Raw genomic sequence first — 23,176 nt, forward strand, 5'->3', positions numbered from 1 at the left:
GCCAAGACCCTGCCGGATTATATTTATCAGCCGATGCTCATCAGGCTGGCATTGCCGCCGGCAGCCGTCGTGTTGACACTGACGGAGACCTCTTCCACCAGCCAGTCTAGATTATAGGGCTGGCTTTCACGGCCAAGCGCTTCCGTGGTGGCGGCCTGAACCAGAACCAGAGGGCCGGGTAGGGCGGCGATCTTTTTGTTGATCGTAACGACACGCTCCGCATCGCCCTCGATCAGCGCGCCGGCGAAGGGTGCGGATTTTTCCCAGTTGTCAGACCAAGTGATGCGCGAAGTGACGGTTGCCGGCAATCCGTAGATCGATTTTTCCAGTCCAGATGCATTGTCGATGACGACCGAGTTGCCGGTGGCAAGTGCTGCCGCAAGCTGGCGATAAAGCCCCTGCTCCGTGGCCGGGATCAGCAGAATTTTGCCGCGCGGATGCAGCGCATAGACGTTGCGTTCGCCGACCGGGCCTGCCAGTTCGGTTTCGAAACCGAGGCCGGAAAGCGCTGCGGCCTGTCGTGCTGCTTCAGCCGCGACGCTCTCGCCATTTTCATCCAGCCAGCGGGCGAGATCGACGGCCGCCTGATCCTGCTGACTGGCGACACGGTCGATCTTCGGCGCGATTTGTGTGACGCGGCCGAGATAGAGCGGACCGCCTGCCTTGGGACCGGTGCCGGAAAGGCCGCGTCCGCCGAAGGGCTGAACGCCGACAACGGCGCCGATGATGTTGCGGTTCACATAAAGATTGCCGGCCGCAACGCGGGAGAGGACGTGCTGGATCGTATCGTCAAGACGTGTATGCAGGCCGAAGGTCAGACCGTAGCCAGTGGCGTTGATCTCGTCGATCAGCCGGTCGAGATTGTCGCGCTTGAAGCGGATGACGTGCAGGACGGGCCCGAAGACCTCTTTCTTCAGATCGGCAAGCGATTTCATCTCGATGATCGTCGGTGGCACAAAGGTGCCCTTGCCGGTTTCGCCCGCAAGCGAAATCTGCTCGATCCGATGACCGAGCGCGCGCATGCTGTCGACGTGTTTTTCGATGATGCCTTTGGCTTCGGCGGTGATGACCGGGCCGACATCGACGGAGAGACGGTCGGTGCGGCCGATCCGCAATTCATGCAGCGCGCCTTTCAGCATCGTCAGCGTGCGATCCGCCACATCTTCCTGCAGGCAAAGAATGCGCAGCGCCGAGCAACGCTGACCGGCGCTGTCAAACGCAGACGCGATAACGTCTGCGACGACCTGTTCGGCAAGGGCGGAGGAATCGACGATCATGGCGTTCTGTCCGCCGGTCTCAGCAATCAAGGGAACCGGCTGGCCGTTGGCCAGAACCCGGCCGGCAAGCTGGCCCTGAATGAGCCGCGCTACTTCCGTGGAGCCGGTGAACATCACGCCCGCCGTAAGGGCGGAGCCGACGAGGGCGGCACCGGTTTTGCCATCGCCCGGAAGAAGCTGCACGGCGTCCTGCGGAATACCAGCCTCATGCAGCAGGCGCACGCCTTCAGCGGCGATCAGCGGCGTTTCTTCGGCGGGTTTTGCCAGCACCGGATTGCCGGCAACCAGTGCTGCCGTTACCTGACCGATGAAGATGGCGAGCGGGAAGTTCCATGGGCTGATACAGACGACAGGGCCGAGGGGTGTCTGGCCGTCTTTGAAGGTCTTGCGGGCTTCCGCTGCGTAATAACGCAGGAAATCGATCGCTTCGCGCACCTCGGCAATGGCGTTCGGCATGGATTTTCCCGCCTCGCGCATGATAAGGCCGAGCAGGGTCGGCATCTCAGCCTGCATCTGGTCGGCAGCGCGTTCCAGGCAGGCGGCGCGCTCCTCTACCGGTTTGGAAGACCAGTTGGAGGCAGAGGCCCGCTGCATCGCCGCTTCAACATCGGCCTCTGTCGGTTCGCTCACGTAGCCGACAATGTCACTATGATCGCCGGGATTGAGAACCGGGCGTGTCTTGCCCCCCGCCTCTGGTGCTGCGGCCTTCCACTCTGTCGCTGCACTCGCCATCAGGATGGTGTCCAGTGCGGCAAGTGTCGTTTCGCTGGAAAGATCGAGACCAGCGGAGTTCGCCCGTTCGGGGCCGAAGAGACCAGCGGGTGCAGCAATGCGGTCGTGCCGGGCGCCGGGAACGGCATAGGCCTTGACCGCTTCGACCGGATCTTCCAGCAAGGAAGCCACCGGTACGGCGGGATCGGCGATGCGGTTGACGAAGGAAGAGTTCGCGCCGTTTTCCAGCAGGCGGCGAACGAGATAGGCAAGCAGCGTTTCGTGGGTGCCAACAGGCGCATAAAAGCGGCAGGGGCGGTCGAGCTTCTTTTTGCCGACGACTTCGCTGTAAAGCGGTTCGCCCATGCCGTGCAGGCACTGGAACTCGTAGTCGCCGAGTTTGAAGCTAGGGCCGGCGAGGTGGTAGATCGTCGCCATGGACTGCGCATTGTGGGTCGCAAATTGCGGAAACACGACGTCACGCGCGGCGAGCAACTTGTTGGCGCAGGCGATATAGGAGACGTCGGTATGCACCTTGCGGGTGAAGACCGGAAAGTCTTCCAGCCCGTCTACCTGCGCGCGCTTGATTTCCGCATCCCAATAGGCGCCCTTGACCAGACGCACCATGATGCGGCGACCCGCGCGCCGGGCGAGATCGATGATGTAATCGAGAACGAAGGGGCAGCGGCGGCCATAGGCCTGCACGACGAAACCGAGGCCGTCCCAGCCGGCGAGATCCTTGTCGAGCGCCAGCTCCTCCAGAAGATCGAGCGACAGCTCCAGCCGGTCGGCTTCCTCGGCGTCGATATTGAGGCCGATATCGTATTTCTTGCTGAGCAGCATCAAAGATTTGACGCGCGGCACAAGTTCCGCCATCACCCGCTCGGCCTGGGCGCGGGCATAACGCGGATGCAGCGCCGAAAGCTTGATGGAGATGCCCGGGCGGCCATAGACGCCGCGCCCTGCGGAGGCCTTGCCGATGGAGTGGATGGCGTTTTCGTAATCCTTGTAATAGCGCTCCGCATCCTTTGCCGTCGTCGCCGCTTCGCCGAGCATATCGTAGGAATATTGAAAGCCCAGCTCCTCCAGCGGTTTCGAACGCTTGAGCGCTTCGCCGATCGTCTCGCCGGTGACGAATTGCTCGCCCATCATGCGCATGGCCATGTCGACGCCGCGACGGATGACGGGTTCGCCTGCGCGGGCGATCAGCTTGCTCAGCGCCGCCGAAAGACCGCTGTCATTGACTGTCGAGGTGAGCTTGCCGGTAATGACGAGGCCCCAGGTGGCGGCATTGACGAACAGCGAGCGCCCGCCGCCGATATGGGATCTCCAGTCGCCGCGTGCGATCTTGTCGCGGATCAGCGCATCGCGGGTCGCAGTATCGGGAATGCGCAACAGCGCTTCGGCAAGGCACATCAGAGCCACGCCCTCGTGACTGGAGAGCGAATATTCCTGCACCAGCCCTTCGACGCCTGTGCCCTTGGTTTTGGCGCGCAACGCCTCGATCAGCTTGGTCGCCGTGGTGCGAATGGCGCTCGCCTGCTCGGGAGTGACGGTCGCCGCCTCGATCAGGGGCGCCAGGCATTCTTCCTCGGGGCGGCGGTAGGCGGCGGTGATTGCCTTCCGCAACGGGCTCTGTTCGCGCACGGGCGGTGCAAAATTCTGGAAAATGCCGTTCATGGCCTGCTGCGGGTTTACATCGGCTTTGCTTGCACCATCGGCCATTCTGAAAATCCTGAAAAAGCTGTTGAAGACAGACTGTCAGCGGCAGCGTGTCCTCCGCTCGCCGCTTGTCATTCTGCTGCGTACAATATCATTGCCGTAAAAATTGCTATGGTCCTATTTTGAGGATAGAACAGGCCATATGAACTTTTATTATTCGGATTAGGCGTGAAATCACATGGCTAATAGTCATAGAACAGACGATCTGGACCACTTCGATCTCAAGATCCTCGAGGCATTGAGTGAAGATGGACGCATGTCGGTCCTGCAACTTTCAAAAAGGGTCGGCCTCTCCAAGACGCCGTGCCAGACGCGGCTGAAGCGGCTGGTGGATGAAGGCTATATTCTCGGGTTCCGTGCGGTGCTCAATCCGCAGAAACTTGGCGTCGACCATATAGCCTTCGCCGAAGTGAAGCTTTCCGATACGCGCGAAAAGGCGCTGGAGGAGTTCAACGCGGCGGTGCGCAAGATCAAGGAAGTGGAGGAGTGCCACATGATCGCCGGCGCCTTCGATTATCTCCTGAAGGTGCGCACCAGCGATATCCGCAAATACCGAAGGGTCCTCGGCGAAAAAATCTCCAGCCTGCCATCGGTTTCCAACACGTCGACATTCGTGGTGATGCAGTCGGTCAAGGAGACCGGAATCTGACGAAGCCGGGATAAGAAAAACGGGCAGGCAGGAGCCTGCCCGTTTATCGCTTTGCGAATTCCGCTGTTTCAGCGCGCCGTGGCTGCGGCGGTCATCTGCGCGTCCGGACCAAACTCATTTTCGTTCTCGATGCCGAGAAGCTCCTGCAGGCGCAGCCTTGCGCGGCTGACGCGGCTCTTGATCGTGCCGACCGGGCAACCGCAAATCTCGGCTGCTTCTTCGTAGGCGAAGCCGGAGGCGCCGATCAGCAGGATTGCTTCGCGCTGGTCGTCGGGCAGTTTCGCCAGTGCTGCACGAAAATCCTGGAGATCGACCGATCCATGTTGCTCGGGCGGTACCGACAGGCGCGAGGTGTAAACCCCGTCCGTATCCTGCACCTCGCGGCCGGATTTGCGAATCTGGCTGTAGAACTCGTTGCGCAGGATCGTCACCAGCCAGGCGCGCATATTGGTGCCGGGCTGGAAACTGTCCTGTTTCGCCCAGGCCTTCATGATCGTGTCCTGCACAAGGTCGTCAGCGCGGTCCCTCGAGCGGATGAGCGAGATCGCGAATGCCCGCAGGTTTGGCAGCGCCGCCAGCATTTCCCGTTTGAAATTGTATTCTGTCTGCTCTGGCTCTTTCGCCATCATTCCTCCGAAGCCTTGGTGTTGGCTTTGTTTTCGGCTTCATCGAGTTTCTCGAGAAGATCGAGGAATTTGTCAGGGATGCCCTCTTCCTGAACGGCATCGTAAAGCTCCCTGAGCTTGCGGGAAATCACCGCCCGCCCTGAGTGCGGGACCTGAGGTGCGGCCGGATTGTCCGGGGAGTCTTGGTCCGATTGAAATATGTTCATAACGTCCGGTATTCCTTTTGTGTCGTGGCAAAGAATGCGCGGTAAAAAAAATAGTTCCGGCAATCCGGAACTATTTTTGCGATGCGCACGTTGCTATCGTGGGTTTGCGTTGCAGGCCGCATGAAAGGGGAGAATTCCATGTCAGTTTCTACACGCATCGCACCGCACCTGCCATATCTGCGCAGGTTCGCGCGTGCCGTTTGCGGCTCACAATCCACGGGCGATGCCTATGTTGCGGCAACACTCGAAGCTCTGATCGCCGATGTCAGCATCTTCCCGCAGGCGAGCAGCGATCGGGTTTCGCTCTATCAATTGTTCGTATCGATTTTTAGTTCCGTCACGATCAATATAAAGACCGATGAGAATCTTTCGGGTTGGGAGAAGCGTGCTTCCGCCAACCTCTCCGCGGTGCCGGCGCTCGCGCGTCAGGCATTTCTGCTGACGACGGTCGAGGAGTTCTCGCCTTCGGAGGCAGCAGAGGTTCTGAAGGTGTCTGAAGATCAGGTTAGCAGGCTGATCGACGAAGCCGCCTCGGAAATCGCGCGGCAGGTGGCAACCGATATCATGATCATCGAGGACGAGCCTCTGATCGCCATGGATATCGAGCAGATGGTCACCGATCTCGGTCACCGCGTCACGGGCATCGCCCGCACGCACACGGAAGCGATCGATCTGTTCCACCGCACACAGCCGAAGATGATCCTGGCCGACATCCAGCTGGCCGACGGCAGCTCCGGGCTCGATGCCATGAAAGATATCCTTCAGATGACGTCTCTGCCGGTGATTTTCATTACGGCCTTCCCTGAACGCCTTTTGACCGGCGAGCGGCCCGAGCCGACATTCCTTGTTACGAAACCGTTCAATCCGGACATGGTGAAAGCGCTTATCAGTCAGGCCCTGTTTTTCAATGAAAGCTCTCGCGTCGCGGCGTGAAATTTGCCGAAACCGTAGGCGGTCCGGGAACAAGTCCGGTACCCGGACGTTCGCGGTTACGGTCGTGGGGTTCTCCCGCGACTTTCTGCAAGGAGACGAATTTGCATCGGCTGGCATGGCATAACGCGGAGAGGAACGAGAGCGAGCTTCACGATTCGCTCGTCCTCGCCTTGCTCGATTCCGGCGAGACAGTCATGCTGCAGGACTGGAACCGTGACTATATATTCGTGGCCAACCTGCCGGATGTCTGGCGTCTGCCGGCGGATTCGCACCCGACCGATGAAAATCTGTTCGGCAACGATCTCTCCGGGCGGCTTGCCGAACTCAAAAAAGACATGAAGACGGCAGGCAGCCGGGGCATGCTGGAAGTCAACGCCGGCAATGACCGGGTCTTCCAGTTTCAGATCCATTCCACCTTCAACCAGTGGAACCAGACGGTGATGAAAACCACCATCCGGGAGGTGACGGCTGAAAGACGGCGCGAGCAGCTTTTGCGCTCCTTGCTGCGCGAAGTCAGTCATCGTTCCAAGAACCTCCTGGCGATCATCCAGAGCCTTGCCGGCCAGACGGCCCGTTTCAGCCTCACCAAGGATGATTTTCTGCGGAAATTCCGAGGTCGGTTGCACGCTCTTGCGCAAAGTCAGGATCTCATCACCGATTCCGACTGGAGGGGCGCACGCATATTCGAGCTTCTTCGCCAGCAATTCGATCTCTATCTGCCGGAATATCCGAACCTCATCCACATGGAAGGCGAAAACCTGCTGCTCAATCCGAACGGGGCGCTTTATATCGGGTTGGCGTTCCACGAACTGGTCGTCAACACGGTCAGCCACAGCGGCAATCTCGCCTATCATCCGCCCATATCGCTGCAATGTCGCCAGGAGGATGATTTTTACATCGTCGAATGGATGGAGCCGATGACGCCCTCGAAAGAGCCGGCGGAGGCGCGGCGCGGCAGTTTCGGAAGCGTCGTGCTGGAAAAGGTGGTTCCATCCGCATTGGGGGGAAGCGCCGAATATCAGCTTACGCCGGAGCGGATCGTCTACCGGCTGAAGTTTCCCTCCGGCGACAGTGTGGATTCTTGAATAAGGGCTCTTTGTTTGGCTTAGCCCAAGGACAGACCTGCCTTCCATTGGGCGAAGAACGCCATAAAAAAGCACGGCCCATCAAAGAGCCGTGCTATTTATATAACAGGTTTTCAGGGGTGAAACCTGTTTGTTTTCAGCCAAGCTTCAGGCGGGGACGGGGGAATTGCTTGGCCTTCAGTAAAAATGCATTGACCCGCATTCGGTTCCACCAAAACGCATTTTTTTAACGGGAGCGGGATTACCGGTCATTTTCGCCGGTTTTACGCTTGTCCTCCACGCGGGGAACGGTCAAGCCATTCTCCTTCAATGCGTGCCTGTCTGCTCCGACCGCTTGGGTGTAAAATAGCGCATCGGCGCTTCCAGCGACCATTCGAACCCGGTTTCGCGATATTCCGTTATCACCTGTCCGCCAAATGCGCCTTCCGCGTGCCTTTTGATGACTGTGGTGCCGAAGCCCTTGCGGCTTGGTTCCATCGCGGGCGGGCCGCCGGTCTCGGTCCAGACGAGATAGAGCATCTGGCGTCCATCTTTTTCGAGCGGCTTCCAGCTCAGGGCGATTTTTCCGACGGGAACCGACAGCGCGCCATATTTGATGGAATTCGTCGTCAGCTCATGCACCACCAGTCCGAAATTCTGCGCGGCTTCCGGGGAAAGCATGAAATCGTCTCCGGCCAGCACGCAACGTTCCGACACGGTGCCGAAAACCTCGAGGTGGGTCTCGATCAGCTTGCGGATCGGCAGGCCTTGCCATTGAACCTCCGCCAAGGCCCGGATCGACATTCCAAGACCGCGCAGGCGGTGGTCCACCTCCTTCTGGAACTCCGGGATGCTCTTGTTTTCCCGCCCCAATTGCCGGATCATCGCCTGAACCAGCGTCAGAATGTTCTTGGAGCGGTGAACCAGTTCGTGCAGCAGCAGCTGCAACCGTTCTTCCGACTGACTTCGGTCGAAGGACGCGTTGGAGAGCGCTATGGCCACCTGATTGGCCTCCTTGATCTTGGTGTCGACGGGCGCCACGATCTCACCTTCACCAATGCGCTCGGCCATATGGGTGAGGTCGCGAATGGAGCTGCGCAATTGCCGGCCGACCAGATAGGCGCCGCCGATGGCGATCAGCACCAGCATCAGGCTGCCGATCATCATTTGCCGCCAGGTATCGACCAACGCCGCCTGGCTCGCCGCCAGCGGTCCCCACATCACCGTCCTCCATTGCCATCCCGGCAATTGGGCATAGGCATAGAGGTTACCCTCGCCATCGAAAAAATTGCCGCTGAAGGCCTGCATTTCCGAAAGTATGGCCGGGGTGGCAAACGGTTTGCCCGCCTCAGCCTCATCCTGCGCGCTGGAAACGACAACTCGATTTGTCCCATCGATGATGGCCACCGTCCAGTTGCGCGGCAGGTTTTCCGTGGGAATGAGCCGGCTCAGGCTGCTGGCGTTCTGCGTCAGGATCAGAGCATCTCCGGCCGAACCCAGTTCGGGGTTGAGCGGCAGGGTGACGTTGAACACCCATTCCTTGCTGGTGGCGCCGAAAAATATATTCGAGACGGTGATGCGGCGGGATTCGACCGCCTTGGCCAGATCGGCCTCGTCAGGCACCTTGGTGAGAGGCTGGCCATAGGGCACGCGGGTATTGAGATGCTGCTCGCCGTCCCTGGTGGCGAGAATGGCGTACAGCCCCTCCCGTTTCAGGCTTTCGGCGACGCGGTTCTGGAATGCCGCGAGATTGCCGCTTTCCAGTTCCGGAAATTGCGACAGCAGATTGAGGGACGTCGTGATTTCCTGCAGGCGTCGATCGACGTTGCGGCTGACGAGCCGAACATCCTCGACAGTTTCCCGCCGCAGATCGTCGCGTTTTTCCGCTTCCAGGCGCAGCATCAGATAGCCGACAAAAAGGATTAGCGGCAAGGTGATGACGGTCGCCATTACCACGAGATAGGTGCCGATAGAGGCCGTCGGGAAAAAATTCGCGCTGCGCCGACGCAAAGCCGAAAACATGTCTTTCAGTTTGTTGCCGGGTCCAGGCATATAAAAACTCCGGCAGATGGCATTGGCTGGCACAGCACGGATAATACCGCGCCGCCCCTCTTTAGCAATGCCTGATTTTTACCTTCGGTTGTCGTAACACGCCGCAATCTCGTCCGCATGCCCGAAAAAATCGGAACTATTTCAACGGTCAGTCCGTTTGTCAGACGAACCGGCTGAAGAGCGGAAACGAAATTCTTCGTCGCCCGGCCAGGTGAGAAACGATGAAAGGAAGGTACGAAATGGCAAAGAAACTTACGATACTCGTCACCGCCGCCCTGATGGGCGCGACGGCTTTCGCGCCGCTTGCCATCGCCCAGGGCACAACCCAGCCTGCGCCGGCAAATCCGGGTGCGCAGACGGAGCCTGCAACGCCTCCGGCCACCCCTATGACGCCTGCAGCTCCTTCGACCAATGACAGCGCGGCCGCAACGACTGGCGGCGCTTATCTGACCGAGCAGGGTGAAACGCAGGTCAGCGCCAACGACTATATCGGCAAGTCGGTCTATACCGCAGCCGATGAGAGCATCGGTAACGTCACCAACCTCATCATGGAACAAGATGGTGGTCTGGTCGCAGCCGTGATTGGCGTCGGCGGTTTCCTCGGCATCGGTGCCAAGGATGTCGCCGTTCCGATGGACAAGGTGACGATGACCCGCAACGCGCAGGACGGAACCATCCGCCTGACGACGACGGAAACGGCGGAAACGCTGAAGGCAGCTCCGGAATTCAAGACGCTGGAACAGAAGACCAGCGAAAGGAATGCGGCAATGCCGCCTGCTCCGGACAATACCACCACGTCCGCCACCAAGCCCTGATCCCCTTAACCGGGAGAGAGAAGCGGGGCTGACTTTGTCGCCCCCGCGAGAGACACCGGCCTTTGGCCGGTGTCTTTTTTTGCGGCGCTCGCTCAGTCCCCGGCGTTGCGCGACGAATGCCAGGCCCAGGCGGATTTTATGATGTCCGACAGAGAATAACGCGGCTCCCAGCCGAGAACTTCCCGTGCCTTGTCATTATTGGCGACAAGGGTGGTGGAATCGCCATCGCGGCGTCCGGCATATTCGACGGGGAAGGGGCGGCCTGATACTTCCGAAATCGCTGCCAGCAATTCCTTCACAGTGGTGCCGGTGCCGGTGCCGAGGTTGAGTTCAACGGTTTCACCTCCCGCCAGCAGATAATCCACCGCCCGCACGTGGGCGTCGGCAAGATCGAGAATGTGGATGTAATCGCGCACGCAGGTGCCGTCGCGGGTGTCGTAATCCGTACCGAATACCTTGAAGCCCTGACGCCGCCCGAGTGCCGCCTCGATGGCGAGCGGGATGGCGTGGGTTTCCGGCTTGTGCCATTCGCCGATCCGGCCTTCGAAATCCGCGCCCGCAGCGTTGAAATAACGCAGCATCACCGAGCGCAGCCCTTTATAGGTGCTGTAGTCCTTCAGCGCCTGCTCGACCACCCATTTGGTGCGGCCATAGGGGTTGATCGGCGCCTGACGATGCGTCTCGTCGATCGGCACCTGTTCCGGCAGTCCATAGGTGGCGCAGGTGGAGGAAAAAACGAATGCCGTAACCCCGGCATCGATGGCGGCGGACAGAAGGTTGAGCGAGCCGATGACATTGTTGTCGTAAAAGGCGACGGGCTGCTTTACCGATTCGCCAACCTCGATCAGCGCTGCGAAGTGCAGCACCGCTTCCGGCTGATGTTTGGCGAAAACTTCGTCCAGCCGCGCTCTGTCGCGGATATCGCCCTGTTCGAAGGGCCCCCAGCGGACGAATTCCTCATGCCCATTGGACAAATTGTCGAACACGACCGGTTCATATCCTCGCTCCGACAGGAGAAGGCAGGTGTGCGAACCGATATAGCCGGCACCGCCGACAACAAGGACTTTCTTCTTCATCAATCGCCTTTCAGAAAAACATGGGACGTGCGGAGACTGTATGTCACTTTGTTCAAATAAGGGCGGCGTGGCACTTGGCGCCATCAACCAGTCTACCCATCGCGGGTAACATAAAAAAAACTGCGCATCCATGGTCTGGATGCGCAGCCGCTATGAGAGTTTGACGGAGAGCCTGAAACACGCCCCAAGGCGGGCTTACTTCTTTTTCCTGGTATTCGCTCTGGTGGCCAGAAAGCCGGCAGCCACGGCGACGGCGAGCGTTGCATAGGGGCGCGCCTGGAGTGCCAGCGTCAGCAGCGATTGCAGGGCCAGAGGTGCGGCGGTCAAGGGGGCCGCCGTCAAATATGCAACGGGCCGCCTTGCGGCATAGGCTTTCGGACGTTTGACGATCGCGAGCGCCACCAGCATGATGACGCCGAGCAGAAACGCCGTGCCAGCGACGACGAGTGCTGCCGGACCGGCGCCGACATGCCGGGCGAGATAGATGGACCCCGCCACCACGGCGGCGACAAACGCGATCAGGAAGAACACCCCGGTTAACACCCAAAGGATGATAGTGGCGCGCAGGCGTCGCGTCACGACGCGTCCTTCGCGCTGGGTGTCTCCCAGATAGACCAGCAATGCCTCAAGCATGATGCGGCCTTATCGACGCGTGAGGAGAGCGAGCACGAAGCCGACACCAACGGCGATGCCGAGGGATTGCAGCGGGTTCTTCTGGACGTGATCCGTCAGATTGTCGTTCAGCGACGAGATTTCGCTGCGAACACTATCGGCCATCTCACCGGAAGCGGTGAGCGCATCATCAGCCACACGGGCGGCCTGCGCCTTTAGTTCATGCGACGCGCCGACGCCCAGCGCCTTGACGCTCTTGGCAAGATTTGCCAGATCTTCGCGAAGCTGGGCGAGCTGCGCTGCCACATCGGCCGCATCGCCGTTTTCGAGGGATTGCTGGATCTTGTCGTTGACGTTGCGCACGCTTGCCATAAGTGAAGTCCTTCCTGAACATCGTTGATGGAAATGGCGGGAGGTCAAACTGACTGCCGCCACGGGTGATGCCGCCGCTCACGAAACCTCGTTGCCGGGGCCGAAACACCCGTCTGTCCGCCATTCAAACGCACCGAGGCGTGCTTGGTTCCCCAGCTTTGCTCGTTTTCTCATGCGGATTTCGGGGAGGGGCAATTTTCCAGGAATTCAGTGCCTGACATTTGTTTTCCTGTAACAAGCATCATATAAGGCCCATCATTCAGATGAACCTTGACTTCAATCAACATGTGAAACGCCATGCTTCAGACGCCCTATTACCTCATCGACAAGACAAAACTTCTCCACAACATGGAGAAGATTGCCTATGTACGGGAAAAATCCGGCGCCAAGGCGCTTCTGGCGCTGAAATGCTTCGCCACGTGGTCGGTGTTCGATTTCATGTCGCAATATATGGACGGCACCACCTCGTCGTCGCTTTATGAAGTGCGTCTGGGGCGTGAGAAATTCGGTGGCGAAACCCACGCCTATTCAGTCGCCTATGCCGACTACGAAATCGACGAGGTGATTTCGAACGCGGACAAGATCATCTTCAATTCCATCGGCCAGCTGGAGCGTTTCTCGGAGAAGGCATCGGGCATCACCCGTGGTCTGCGCCTCAATCCGCAGGTCAGTTCCTCGAGCTTCGATCTTGCCGATCCTGCGCGCCCGTTCAGCCGGCTTGGCGAATGGGATGTTGCCAAGGTCGATAAGGTCATGGACCGTATTTCCGGTTTCATGATCCACAACAATTGCGAAAACAGCGACTTTTTGCTGTTCGACCGCATGTTGACGCAGATCGAGGAAAAATTCGGATCGCTTCTGTCGCGTGCGGAATGGGTCAGCCTCGGCGGCGGCATTCATTTTACCGGCGACAATTATCCGCTCGACCAGTTCTGCGACCGCCTCAGAGCCTTTTCGGAAAAATATGGCGTGCAGGTCTATCTGGAGCCGGGCGAAGCCTCGATCACCAAGAGCACGACGCTTGAGGTGACGGTTCTCGATACGCTTTTCAACGGCAAGAACCTCGCCATCGTCGACAGTTCCATCGAAGCGCACATGCTAGACCTGTTGATCTATCGGGAAACCGCCAAGATGTCCCCGAACGAGGGCGAACATCCCTACATGGTCTGCGGCAAATCCTGCCTTGCGGGCGATATTTTCGGCGATTTCCGGTTCGACAAGGAACTAAAGGTCGGCGACCGCATCTCCTTTGAAGACGCGGCTGGCTACACCATGGTCAAGAAAAACTGGTTCAACGGCGTGAGGATGCCGGCGATCGCCATCAAGGAACTGGACGGCACCGTCCGTGCCGTTCGCGAATTCGACTTTGCCGATTTCGAGCAAAGCCTGTCATAATATCTGGTTTACCCTGAAACGAAGCTCATCCCCGCGGGGAAAAGGAGGCATCACCTGAAATGAAGAAGAACGTTCTGATCATCGGCGCCGGTGGCGTAGCACAGGTCGTGGCGCATAAATGCGCCCAGAACAGCGATGTATTGGGAGACATTCATATTGCGTCACGGACTTTGGAAAAGTGCCGCAAGATTGTCGAGTCCGTACGCGAAAAGAAGAGCCTCAAGACAGATGTGAAACTTGAGGCCCATGCGCTTGACGCTATGGATATCGAGGCGACGAAAGCCTTGATTACGAAAACCGGCGTGGAAATCGTCATCAATGTCGGTTCGGCTTTCGTCAACATGTCCGTTCTTCGTGCCTGCATGGACACAGGTGTTGCCTATATGGATACAGCGATCCACGAGGACCCGACCAAGATTTGCGAGGCGCCGCCGTGGTACGGAAACTATGAGTGGAAGCGCGCTGCCGAATGCAAGGAAAAGGGTGTGACAGCACTGCTCGGCGTCGGTTTCGACCCCGGCGTGGTCAATGCCTATGCCCGTCTTGCCAAGGATGAATATTTCGACAAGGTCACTTCGGTCGATATCGTCGACATCAATGCCGGCAGCCACGGTCGCTGGTTTTCGACCAACTTCGATCCGGAAATCAATTTCCGCGAATTCACCGGCGTCGTCTACTCCTGGCAGAAGGGCGAGTGGCAGACGAACCAGATGTTCGAAGTCGGCCAGGAATTCGATCTGCCTGTCGTCGGCAAGCAGAAGGCCTATATGACTGGCCATGACGAAGTGCATTCGCTGTCCAAAAACATGGACGGTGCCGATGTGCGCTTCTGGATGGGCTTCGGCGATCACTATATCAACGTCTTCACCGTGCTGAAGAACCTCGGTCTTCTTTCCGAAAAGCCGGTCAAGACTGCCGAAGGTCTGGAAGTCGTGCCGCTGAAGGTGGTCAAGGCCGTATTGCCGGATCCGTCTTCGCTCGCACCCGACTATGTCGGCAAGACCTGCATCGGCGATGTCGTCAAGGGCATCAAGGATGGCAAGGAACGCGAAGTCTTCATCTACAACGTGGCCGACCATAAGGAAGCTTATGAAGAAGTTGGTTCGCAGGGCATCTCCTACACTGCCGGCGTTCCCCCAGTCGCTGCGGCCATGCTGATCGCTACCGGCGAATGGGACGTGAAGCAGATGGCCAATGTGGAAGAACTGCCGCCGCAGCCTTTCCTGAACCTCCTGAACAGGATCGGCCTTCCGAGCCGCATCAAGGACGAAAACGGCGACCGCGCCCTGACGTTCTGATCAATCAAGACAATAAAAAACCCCGCGAAAGCGGGGTTTTTTATTTGTGATAAATCTGTCTTTCACTCGACATGATCCCTTGCGGGACAGACCCCGGCATGACGAAGGGGAAAATGTTCGCCCTTCGTCATCAATCCCGTGGTGTCTTCAGCCCTTTGTCGGCTTCGGTCCGCGCTTTTCGAAAGGCCGGTCTTTTTTGCCTTCGAACTTGGGCTTGTCGCCGAAGGTCTTTTTCTTTTTCCAGGGCTTGTCATCGGCCTTGCGGTCGCCGCTCGCGCCGCCGGCATTTTCCGGTTTGCTGAACTTCCGCTGGGCCGTGGCCGGGCGGGTGTCTTCACGGGCACTGCCGGTCATTTCCGGCTTGCCTTCCAGCGCCTTCAGACGAATGCCCTTTTCGAGCATCATGTCCTTGCCGATAGCAGACGTGAAACGGTCGACGGCATCGGCCGCCAGTTCCACAAAGGTCTCCGTCTGCTGCATGCGGATGGCGCCGATGTCCTGCCGGGTGATCTTGCCGAAACGGCAGAGCATGGGGATGAGCCAGCGCGGCTCGGCGCTCTGCTTGCGGCCCACCGAAAGCGAAAACCACGCGCTGTCGGAAAAGTCGGAACGTTCGCGGCGGGGTGCATCGTTTTCAGGGGTTTCGAAGCTGTCGCGGCGCGGTTTGCGGGTATTGTCCAGCGCGACTTCGGTGATGTCCTCCGGAGCGGAACGCCCGGCGTGGTAAAGACGCACGAAGGCGGCGGCGACTTTTTCCGCGCCATGCTGTTCAAGCAGCTGCTCGACGAAATCGCGCTCGTCGTTGGCCACGGCCTCGGTGAGCGAAGGATCGGCCAGAAGTCGGGCGCCGTCGCGTTCAACGATCTCTTCGACCGAAGGCGGGCGAACCCATGCCGCGCTGACCTTGGCGCCTTCCAGAAGGCGTTCGGCCTTGCGGCGCTGGTTGACAGGCACCACGACGGCGCTGACACCCTTCTGCCCGGCGCGGCCGGTACGGCCCGAACGGTGGAGAAGTGTTTCCGAATTGGTCGGCAGGTCGGCGTGGATAACGAGTTCCAGGCCCGGCAGGTCGATGCCGCGCGCGGCAACGTCGGTCGCCACGCAAACCCGGGCGCGGCCGTCACGCATGGCCTGCAGCGCGTGCGTTCGTTCGTTCTGCGTGAGTTCGCCGGACAAGGCCACGACGGAAAATCCGCGATTGTTCAGGCGTGCTGTCAGATGGTTTACCGCCGCACGTGTGGAGCAGAAAACGATGGCGTTGCGGGCTTCGTAAAAACGCAGCGCGTTGATGATGGCGTTTTCACGGTCGCCGCCCGTTACCAGCAGGGCGCGATATTCGATGTCCACATGCTGCTTCTGTTCCGAAGCGGTGGCGATGCGAACCGCGTCTTTCTGGTAGCTTTCGGCAAGCTTGGCGATGCTGCGTGGTACGGTGGCCGAGAACATCAGCGTGCGGCGGGTATCCGGCGATTCTTCCAGAATGAATTCCAAATCCTCGCGGAAGCCGAGATCGAGCATTTCGTCGGCCTCATCGAGCACCACGGCGCGCAGCGACGACAGATCGAGCGCGCCGCGCTTGATGTGGTCGCAGAGACGGCCGGGCGTGCCGACGATAATATGGGCGCCGCGTTCCAGAGACCGGCGTTCGCTGCGGATATCCATGCCGCCGACGCAGGACGCGATCGACACATTGGCGAATTCATAAAGCCATTCAAGCTCGCGCTTGACCTGCATGGCCAGTTCGCGGGTCGGAGCGATGGCAAGCGCCAGCGGTGCGGAAGCCGGACCGAAACGGGGGTTTTCCCGCAGCAGCGTGGTCGCAAGCGCAATACCGAAGGCGACGGTCTTGCCAGACCCGGTCTGCGCGGAAACCAGCGCGTCCTTATCGGCGAGATCCGGCGAAAGCATGGCCTTCTGCACGGGGGTCAAATCTTTGTAGCCGCGTTTTTCCAACGCCTGCGCGATCGCCGGGGCGATACCCTGGGTGTCTGTCATCTACCGTCTTTCGGATATGAAGCTGCCCGCATCCGCCCGAAACCAATAGGTCCTAAAGTCTCCGGGGCAGCCGATACAGGCCATTTCGGCCATCTGGCCGGTTGCATTGCCGCGCTCCATACTGCGAATAGGCCCGTTTGTACAGTGCACCACGGTACGCTCTTTCATTGTGTCGTATGCGACCGTTCGTTCCATCCTGCCATCTTCTTTCGCCGGGGGTACGAAAAAAGGCGTACCGCATGGTTCATAAACGGCATTGCGTGCCCCCCTCCTTTTCGCTAAGAGACCCGCAACTTGAGGCTCTTTATCAGGAAGAGCCGACTGGGTTTGTCTTGTCCGCACCCGAAACGGGCTGGCGGAAAAAAGGGATGGTACTGGTCAAGGCTATGGCTCGCATTGTCATGAAATTCGGCGGCACGTCCGTCGCGAACCTCGAACGCATTCACAATGTCGCACGGCATGTGAAACGCGAAGTCGATGCCGGCCATGAAGTGGCCGTGGTCGTTTCCGCCATGTCCGGCAAAACCAACGAATTGGTGGACTGGGTGCAGAACGCGGCGAAGGTGGCCGGCGCGAACGCCGCCTCCTTCTACGATGCGCGCGAATATGACGCGGTCGTTGCGTCCGGCGAGCAGGTGACATCAGGTCTTCTGGCGATCACGCTGCAATCCATGGGCATCAACGCACGCTCCTGGCAGGGCTGGCAGATCCCGATCCGCACCGACAATGCGCATGGCGCCGCCCGCATTCTCGAGATTGACGGTTCGGACATCGTCCACCGCATGGGCGAGGGTCAGGTCGCCGTTGTTGCCGGTTTCCAGGGCATCGGCCCTGACAACCGCATCGCGACGCTGGGGCGCGGCGGCTCCGACACATCAGCTGTTGCGATCGCCGCTGCCGTCAAGGCGGATCGTTGCGATATCTATACCGATGTCGACGGCGTCTACACGACCGATCCGCGCATCGAGCCCAAGGCTCGCCGCATGAAGAAGATCGCTTTCGAGGAAATGCTCGAAATGGCGTCTCTCGGCGCGAAGGTTCTGCAGGTTCGCTCTGTCGAGCTTGCCATGGTACACAAGGTGCGCACCTTCGTTCGCTCCAGTTTCGAGGATCCCGATGCACCGGGCATGGGCGACCTCATCAACCCGCCCGGTACTTTGATTTGTGACGAGGATGAAATCGTGGAACAGGAAGTCGTAACGGGCATCGCCTATGCCAAGGATGAAGCACAGATCTCGCTGCGCCGCGTGGCCGACCGTCCGGGCGTCTCCGCTGCGATCTTCGGGCCGCTGGCGGAAGCGCATATCAACGTCGACATGATCGTGCAGAACATCTCCGAAGACGGTTCGCGCACCGACATGACCTTCACCGTCCCCTCGGGCGACGTTGCCAAGGCGCTGCGGGTGCTGGACGAGAACAAGGCGCAGATCGGCTTCGATGTCGCGCAGAACGAGACAGGCCTCGCCAAGGTCTCGGTCATCGGTATCGGCATGCGCAGCCACGCCGGCGTTGCCGCCAGCGCCTTCAAGGCGCTTGCCGAGAAGAACATCAACATCAAGGCCATCACCACCTCCGAAATCAAGATTTCGATCCTGATCGACGGTGCGTATGCCGAGTTGGCCGTTCGCACTTTGCATTCTGCCTACGGTCTCGATAAGAACTAAGTTCGAGACATCGGTTCCCGATGCTCCGATTCTTCGGAGTTGCGTTCTTCCGATGTGGCGTTTCATGAAAGCGTGTCCCTTGCGGGACGCGCTTCTCGCGCTATAAATTTTAAATGATGTTTTGATTCTCGAATATTATGACATTCGGATCGGAACCATCGGGGAGCAAACGCGATGAGAGACCTTTCTGCAGGTCCACGCGTCCTGCTCAAGCGGCTGCGCGAAATGATGGCGGAGCATCTTGAGCCGCAGGACCGTCTGGACCAGATCGTCCGTCAGATAGCCAGTAACATGGTGGCGGAGGTTTGCTCGGTCTATGTGCTGCGTTCCGACAGCGTGCTGGAGCTTTACGCCACGGAAGGTCTCAACAAGGATGCCGTGCACCTTGCCCAGCTGAAAATGGGGCAGGGTCTTGTCGGCACCATTGCCGCTTCCGCCCAACCTCTCAATCTTTCCGATGCGCAGGCGCATCCCGCCTTTCGCTATCTTCCTGAAACCGGTGAGGAAATTTATCACTCCTTCCTCGGCGTGCCGATTTTGCGCTCCGGTCGCACTCTTGGCGTTCTTGTGGTTCAGAACAAGGTCAGCCGAACGTACCGGGAGGATGAAGTTGAAGCGCTCGAGACAACCGCGATGCTCATCGCTGAAATAGTGGCGAGCGGAGAGTTGAAAAAGATCACCCGCCCTGGCGTGGAGCTGGACCTGACGCGCGCCGTTTCCATCGATGGTGACGCTTACGGTGAAGGCATCGGTCTTGGTCACGTCGTACTGCACGACCCCCGCATCGTCGTCACCAATCTGCTGAACGAGGATGCCGATACGGAAATCCTGCGTCTTGCCGACGCCATTGGTTCTCTGCGCCTGTCGATTGACGACATGTTGCAGCGCCGCGACGTGCCGACCGAAGGGGAGCATCGCGAGGTTCTCGAGACCTACCGCATGTTCGCCCACGATCAGGGTTGGGTGCGGCGCATGGAAGAAGCGATCCGCAACGGTCTGACGGCGGAAGCTGCGGTCGAGAAAGTGCAAAGCGACACTAAGGCGCGCATGATGCGCCTGACCGATCCCTATCTTCGTGAGCGCATGCATGATTTCGACGATCTGGCCAACCGGCTGCTGCGCCAGCTGATCGGTTTCGGCGGGCGTAGTCCCGAGCAGGATTTTCCGCTGGACGCCATCGTTCTGGCGCGCGCCATGGGTGCCGCCGAATTGCTGGATTATCCGCGTGAGAAATTGCGAGGTCTCGTGCTCGAAGACGGCGCGGTGACGAGCCATGTCGTGATCGTGGCGCGCGCCATGGGCATCCCGATCATCGGGCAGGCGACGGGCATCGTAGCACTTGCGGAAAACAACGATCCGATCATCATTGACGGCGATGACGGCCAGGTGCATCTGCGCCCGATGTCGGATTTGCAGCGCGCCTATGAGGAAAAGGTACGCCTGCGGGCCAAGCGGCAGGAGCAGTTCCGCGCGCTTCGCAATGTCGAGCCGATCACCAAGGATGGCCAGAAGGTCAACCTCAAGATGAATGCGGGCCTGCTCGTGGATCTGCCGCAGCTCGAGGAATCCGGTGCCGATGGCATCGGCCTGTTCCGCACCGAGCTGCAGTTCATGATCGCCTCCAACATGCCCAAGGGCGAGGAGCAGGAAGCGTTCTACCGTTCGGTCTTGCGGCAGGCGAAGGGCAAGAGCGTCACTTTCCGCACGCTCGACATCGGCGGCGACAAGGTCGTTTCCTATATGCGCGGCCAGGAAGAGGAAAACCCGGCGCTGGGCTGGCGGGCTATCCGCCTGTCGCTCGACCGTCCGGGCCTGATGCGCACGCAGATGCGCGCGCTTCTGCGCGCCGCTTCTGGCGCGGAACTGCGCATGATGCTGCCGATGGTGACGGAGGTTTCCGAAATCCGCGCCGCGCGAGATCTGCTTCAGAAGGAAGTGCAGCATCTTTCGAAGTTCAGCCACGCGCTGCCGAAAAAGCTGCAATTCGGTGCGATGCTGGAAGTGCCTTCATTGATGTGGCAGCTTGATGAGCTGATGCAGGAAGTGGATTTCGTTTCCGTCGGTTCGAACGATCTGTTTCAGTTTTCCATGGCGGTCGATCGTGGCAATGCCCGGGTTTCGGATCGTTTCGACAATCTGGGCAAGCCGTTCCTGCGCATTTTGCGCGATATTGTGCGCGCTGGCGAAAAACACCACACGGCGGTCACGCTTTGCGGCGAAATGGCAAGCAAGCCCCTTTCGGCCATGGCTTTGATCGGTCTTGGTTTCCGCTCGATTTCCATGTCGCCGACGGCGATCGGCCCGGTCAAAGCCATGCTGCTCGGGCTCGACGCCGCGCGCCTTGCCGATGAGCTGAACGCTGCGCTTGACGATCATAGTTCGCTGGAAAGCACGCGCGAGGTGTTGTTACGCTTTGCCGCGGCGCATTCCATTCCCATTTAAAAAGACCTCTTTCACAATCGGAGTGACTGGTGGCGAAGCTTCCCGTCGAAAAAATGCGCGAGTTGGAAAGGCGTTTCGGAGAGATCGAAGCGCGAATGTCGGCTGGTCCGGCAGCGGATGTCTATGTGAAGCTGGCTTCGGAATATTCCGAACTGGAGCCGGTGGTGAAGAAAGTCCGCGAATACGAGAAAGCGGTCTCGGAAGCCGCCGATCTAGAGGCGCTGCTTGCCGACAAGACGACCGACAGGGACATGCGCGATCTGGCGGAAATGGAGCTGCCGGAGGTCGAAGACCGCATTGGTGAGCTTGAGAAGGACATGCAGGTCCTGCTGCTTCCCAAGGATGCCGCCGACGAGAAAAGCGCGATCCTCGAAATCCGCGCCGGCACCGGCGGGTCTGAAGCGGCGCTTTTCGCCGGCGATCTGTTCCGCATGTATGAGCGCTTCGCATCGACCAAGGGCTGGAAAGTCGAAGTTCTTTCCGCCAGCGAAGGCGAAGCGGGCGGTTACAAGGAAATCATCGCCACGATCAGCGGGCGAGGGGTGTTTTCCAAGCTGAAATTCGAATCCGGCGTGCACCGTGTGCAGCGCGTCCCGGAGACGGAAGCGAGTGGCCGCATCCACACCTCCGCCGCCACCGTTGCGGTGTTGCCGGAGGCGGAGGATATCGATGTTGAAATTCGTCCGGAAGACATCCGCATCGATACGATGCGCGCTTCGGGCGCGGGCGGCCAGCACGTCAACACCACCGACTCCGCAGTTCGCATTACCCACCTTCCAACGGGGCTGATCGTCACAAGTTCTGAAAAGTCGCAGCACCAGAACCGCGCCAAGGCCATGCAGGTTCTGCGTTCGCGTCTTTATGACATCGAGCGCCAAAAGGTGGATAGTGAACGCTCGGCCGACCGCAAGAGCCAGGTCGGCTCCGGTGACCGTTCCGAGCGCATTCGCACCTATAATTTTCCGCAGGGACGCGTCACCGATCACCGCATCAATCTGACCCTCTACAAGCTTGACCGAATGATCGAAGGTGAGATCGACGAGCTTGTGGACGCGCTGATCGCCGATTATCAGGCCGGTCAGCTGGCCCAGCTTGGCGAACAACAGCTTTGAGCGGCGCCGCTGACGGTACCGTTTCGACCGAGCTTGCCGCAGCCCGCAAACGGCTGCAGGCGGCTGGTATCGCCGATCCGCTTCTCGATGCGCGCCTACTGATTGCTGATGTCACGGGTTTTTCACTGACCGATTTCGTGATGAAACCGGACCATCCCGTCAACCCGGCAGAAAGCGCCCGGATCGCCGCCATGATCGAAAGGCGGGTCGGGGGAGAACCGGTCCACCGCATTCTCGGCCACCGGGAGTTTCATGGGCTCGATCTTCTTTTGTCGAAGGAAACGCTCGAACCCCGGCCCGATACGGAAGTTCTCGTCGACACGCTGTTGCCGGTGTTGAAAAAAGCCGTTTCCGCCAAGGGCAGCGCCAGCGTTCTGGATCTGGGTACGGGTACGGGTGCGATCTGTCTGGCGCTTTTGAAAGAATGCCCGGAAGCGACCGGTATCGGCAGCGATATTTCTGCCGATGCGCTGGAAACAGCGGCCAAAAACGCTGCCCGGAATGGCTTGGCTTCGCGTTTCGAAACTGTGCGTAGCGACTGGTTTAAAAAAATCTCTGGCAGCTTTGACATAATTGTGTCGAATCCGCCTTATATAAGAAGTGATATCGTCACAACGCTCGACCGAGAGGTCCGCCACCACGATCCGATGGCGGCGCTGGACGGAGGTCAGGACGGCCTTGCACCGTACCGCCTCATCGCTGCCGACGCAGGCCGCTTTCTTGTAGAAAACGGGATAGTCGGTGTGGAGATCGGTTTCGATCAAAGGCTTGATGTTTCCGCTATATTTGCTTCTCACGGCTTCTCTCTTCTGGACGCCGTGAAGGACTACGGCGGCAACGACAGAGTTTTGACCTTCCGGAGATAGTTGTTCTCGATATGTCTGCGGAATTTTTGCAAGGATATTTTGCACAGCAAAAGAAAAGACTTGGATTTCCGCATGAAGCGGGATAGTTTGCCGCCACATGCCGGGTGGCTGAGGACGAATTTAGATTCGTCAGGGTATGGGTCTCAGTCCCGAAGCGGGTTCTTTTAGAACCCTGAAGGCTGGGCGTTTCCGGCATGTGAATCAGTAAACTTTGTTCGCAGGTGGCTCGTTGCAGCATTTTGCGCGACCGGTCGTCAGACACGAGGCTTTGTCTGGGGTTATCTTCAGC

18 protein-coding genes are annotated in these 23,176 nt (G+C 59.1%); 10 read left to right on the top strand and 8 right to left on the bottom strand.

Annotation, left to right across the window (positions count from 1 at the left end):
• Positions 1–26 precede the first annotated feature (26 nt).
• Complete coding sequence (putA, locus tag RS75_RS01490; RefSeq protein ID WP_045016623.1) at positions 27–3,713, bottom strand: trifunctional transcriptional regulator/proline dehydrogenase/L-glutamate gamma-semialdehyde dehydrogenase; 3,687 nt, start codon at positions 3,711–3,713, stop codon at positions 27–29.
• Positions 3,714–3,888: 175 nt separating this feature from the next.
• On the opposite strand from putA, the gene RS75_RS01495 reads away from it, so the two are divergent.
• Positions 3,889–4,359 carry an Lrp/AsnC ligand binding domain-containing protein gene (locus RS75_RS01495; RefSeq protein ID WP_045016624.1) on the top strand — a complete coding sequence of 157 codons (471 nt, stop codon included), beginning with the start codon at positions 3,889–3,891 and terminating at the stop codon, positions 4,357–4,359.
• A gap of 68 nt (positions 4,360–4,427) precedes the next feature.
• On the opposite strand, the gene RS75_RS01500 is transcribed toward RS75_RS01495, so the two are convergent.
• Positions 4,428–4,985, bottom strand: coding sequence for a sigma-70 family RNA polymerase sigma factor (locus RS75_RS01500; protein ID WP_045016625.1), 558 nt, complete (start codon positions 4,983–4,985; stop codon positions 4,428–4,430).
• A complete protein-coding gene (locus tag RS75_RS01505) occupies positions 4,985–5,191 on the bottom strand; it encodes a NepR family anti-sigma factor (protein ID WP_045016626.1) in 207 nt (68 codons plus the stop codon). The genes RS75_RS01500 and RS75_RS01505 overlap by 1 nt, the downstream gene beginning before the upstream one ends.
• Positions 5,192–5,329: 138 nt before the next feature.
• Here RS75_RS01505 and RS75_RS01510 point away from each other — a divergent pair, with 138 nt between their 5' ends.
• A complete protein-coding gene (locus RS75_RS01510) occupies positions 5,330–6,124 on the top strand; it encodes a response regulator (protein ID WP_045016627.1) in 795 nt (264 codons plus the stop codon).
• Positions 6,125–6,225: 101 nt separating this feature from the next.
• The gene (locus tag RS75_RS01515) at positions 6,226–7,209 is read left to right on the top strand and encodes a sensor histidine kinase (protein ID WP_045016628.1); all 984 of its coding nucleotides are present in this window, start codon (positions 6,226–6,228) and stop codon (positions 7,207–7,209) included.
• Positions 7,210–7,515: 306 nt separating this feature from the next.
• Here RS75_RS01515 and RS75_RS01520 read toward each other — a convergent pair whose 3' ends face one another.
• Positions 7,516–9,240 (bottom strand): sensor histidine kinase, encoded by a 1,725-nt coding sequence (locus RS75_RS01520; protein ID WP_045016629.1) that lies wholly within the window; start codon positions 9,238–9,240, stop codon positions 7,516–7,518.
• Between the two features lie 239 nt (positions 9,241–9,479).
• Here RS75_RS01520 and RS75_RS01525 point away from each other — a divergent pair, with 239 nt between their 5' ends.
• Positions 9,480–10,055 (top strand): PRC-barrel domain-containing protein, encoded by a 576-nt coding sequence (locus RS75_RS01525; protein WP_045016630.1) that lies wholly within the window; start codon positions 9,480–9,482, stop codon positions 10,053–10,055.
• 92 nt (positions 10,056–10,147) lie between these two features.
• Here RS75_RS01525 and galE read toward each other — a convergent pair whose 3' ends face one another.
• The 3 genes from galE to RS75_RS01540 all read right to left on the bottom strand — a co-directional run bounded on the left by galE (position 10,148) and on the right by RS75_RS01540 (position 12,115).
• Positions 10,148–11,131 carry a UDP-glucose 4-epimerase GalE gene (gene galE / locus RS75_RS01530; RefSeq protein WP_045016631.1) on the bottom strand — a complete coding sequence of 328 codons (984 nt, stop codon included), beginning with the start codon at positions 11,129–11,131 and terminating at the stop codon, positions 10,148–10,150.
• 195 nt (positions 11,132–11,326) lie between these two features.
• Positions 11,327–11,764, bottom strand: a complete 438-nt coding sequence (locus tag RS75_RS01535; RefSeq protein WP_045016633.1) for a hypothetical protein — start codon at positions 11,762–11,764, stop codon at positions 11,327–11,329.
• A 9-nt stretch (positions 11,765–11,773) separates the two neighbouring features.
• On the bottom strand, positions 11,774–12,115 hold the full coding sequence (locus RS75_RS01540; RefSeq protein WP_045016635.1) for a DUF883 family protein: 342 nt from the start codon (positions 12,113–12,115) through the stop codon (positions 11,774–11,776).
• 297 nt (positions 12,116–12,412) lie between these two features.
• On the opposite strand from RS75_RS01540, the gene nspC reads away from it, so the two are divergent.
• A complete protein-coding gene (gene nspC, locus RS75_RS01545; protein WP_045016636.1) occupies positions 12,413–13,510 on the top strand; it encodes a carboxynorspermidine decarboxylase in 1,098 nt (365 codons plus the stop codon).
• A gap of 59 nt (positions 13,511–13,569) precedes the next feature.
• Positions 13,570–14,808: a saccharopine dehydrogenase family protein gene (locus RS75_RS01550; protein WP_045016639.1), complete on the top strand. Its 1,239-nt coding sequence runs from the start codon at positions 13,570–13,572 to the stop codon at positions 14,806–14,808.
• A gap of 147 nt (positions 14,809–14,955) precedes the next feature.
• Here RS75_RS01550 and RS75_RS01555 read toward each other — a convergent pair whose 3' ends face one another.
• Positions 14,956–16,803 carry a DEAD/DEAH box helicase gene (locus tag RS75_RS01555; protein ID WP_045016641.1) on the bottom strand — a complete coding sequence of 616 codons (1,848 nt, stop codon included), beginning with the start codon at positions 16,801–16,803 and terminating at the stop codon, positions 14,956–14,958.
• 386 nt (positions 16,804–17,189) lie between these two features.
• Between RS75_RS01555 and RS75_RS01565 the strand changes: the two genes are divergently transcribed.
• From RS75_RS01565 to prmC, 4 genes are all read left to right on the top strand, one after another.
• Positions 17,190–18,467, top strand: a complete 1,278-nt coding sequence (locus tag RS75_RS01565; protein ID WP_045015799.1) for an aspartate kinase — start codon at positions 17,190–17,192, stop codon at positions 18,465–18,467.
• Between the two features lie 174 nt (positions 18,468–18,641).
• The gene (gene ptsP, locus RS75_RS01570) at positions 18,642–20,909 is read left to right on the top strand and encodes a phosphoenolpyruvate--protein phosphotransferase (RefSeq protein WP_045016646.1); all 2,268 of its coding nucleotides are present in this window, start codon (positions 18,642–18,644) and stop codon (positions 20,907–20,909) included.
• A gap of 29 nt (positions 20,910–20,938) precedes the next feature.
• A complete protein-coding gene (gene prfA / locus RS75_RS01575; protein WP_045016648.1) occupies positions 20,939–22,021 on the top strand; it encodes a peptide chain release factor 1 in 1,083 nt (360 codons plus the stop codon).
• Positions 22,018–22,887, top strand: coding sequence for a peptide chain release factor N(5)-glutamine methyltransferase (gene prmC / locus RS75_RS01580; protein ID WP_045016650.1), 870 nt, complete (start codon positions 22,018–22,020; stop codon positions 22,885–22,887). Before prfA ends, prmC begins: the two co-directional genes overlap by 4 nt.
• The last annotated feature ends 289 nt before the right edge of the window (positions 22,888–23,176 follow it).

The organism is Rhizobium nepotum 39/7, from assembly GCF_000949865.1.
Lineage (GTDB): Bacteria > Pseudomonadota > Alphaproteobacteria > Rhizobiales > Rhizobiaceae > Agrobacterium > Agrobacterium nepotum.

Coding starts and splice junctions, on each gene's coding strand:
- putA (WP_045016623.1), bottom strand. CDS start 3,713: ATGGCCGATGGTGCAAGCAAAGCCGATGTAAACCCGCAGCAGGCCATG.
- RS75_RS01495 (WP_045016624.1), top strand. CDS start 3,889: ATGGCTAATAGTCATAGAACAGACGATCTGGACCACTTCGATCTCAAG.
- RS75_RS01500 (WP_045016625.1), bottom strand. CDS start 4,985: ATGGCGAAAGAGCCAGAGCAGACAGAATACAATTTCAAACGGGAAATG.
- RS75_RS01505 (WP_045016626.1), bottom strand. CDS start 5,191: ATGAACATATTTCAATCGGACCAAGACTCCCCGGACAATCCGGCCGCA.
- RS75_RS01510 (WP_045016627.1), top strand. CDS start 5,330: ATGTCAGTTTCTACACGCATCGCACCGCACCTGCCATATCTGCGCAGG.
- RS75_RS01520 (WP_045016629.1), bottom strand. CDS start 9,240: ATGCCTGGACCCGGCAACAAACTGAAAGACATGTTTTCGGCTTTGCGT.
- RS75_RS01525 (WP_045016630.1), top strand. CDS start 9,480: ATGGCAAAGAAACTTACGATACTCGTCACCGCCGCCCTGATGGGCGCG.
- galE (WP_045016631.1), bottom strand. CDS start 11,131: ATGAAGAAGAAAGTCCTTGTTGTCGGCGGTGCCGGCTATATCGGTTCG.
- RS75_RS01535 (WP_045016633.1), bottom strand. CDS start 11,764: ATGCTTGAGGCATTGCTGGTCTATCTGGGAGACACCCAGCGCGAAGGA.
- RS75_RS01540 (WP_045016635.1), bottom strand. CDS start 12,115: ATGGCAAGCGTGCGCAACGTCAACGACAAGATCCAGCAATCCCTCGAA.
- nspC (WP_045016636.1), top strand. CDS start 12,413: ATGCTTCAGACGCCCTATTACCTCATCGACAAGACAAAACTTCTCCAC.
- RS75_RS01550 (WP_045016639.1), top strand. CDS start 13,570: ATGAAGAAGAACGTTCTGATCATCGGCGCCGGTGGCGTAGCACAGGTC.
- RS75_RS01555 (WP_045016641.1), bottom strand. CDS start 16,803: ATGACAGACACCCAGGGTATCGCCCCGGCGATCGCGCAGGCGTTGGAA.
- RS75_RS01565 (WP_045015799.1), top strand. CDS start 17,190: ATGGCTCGCATTGTCATGAAATTCGGCGGCACGTCCGTCGCGAACCTC.
- ptsP (WP_045016646.1), top strand. CDS start 18,642: ATGAGAGACCTTTCTGCAGGTCCACGCGTCCTGCTCAAGCGGCTGCGC.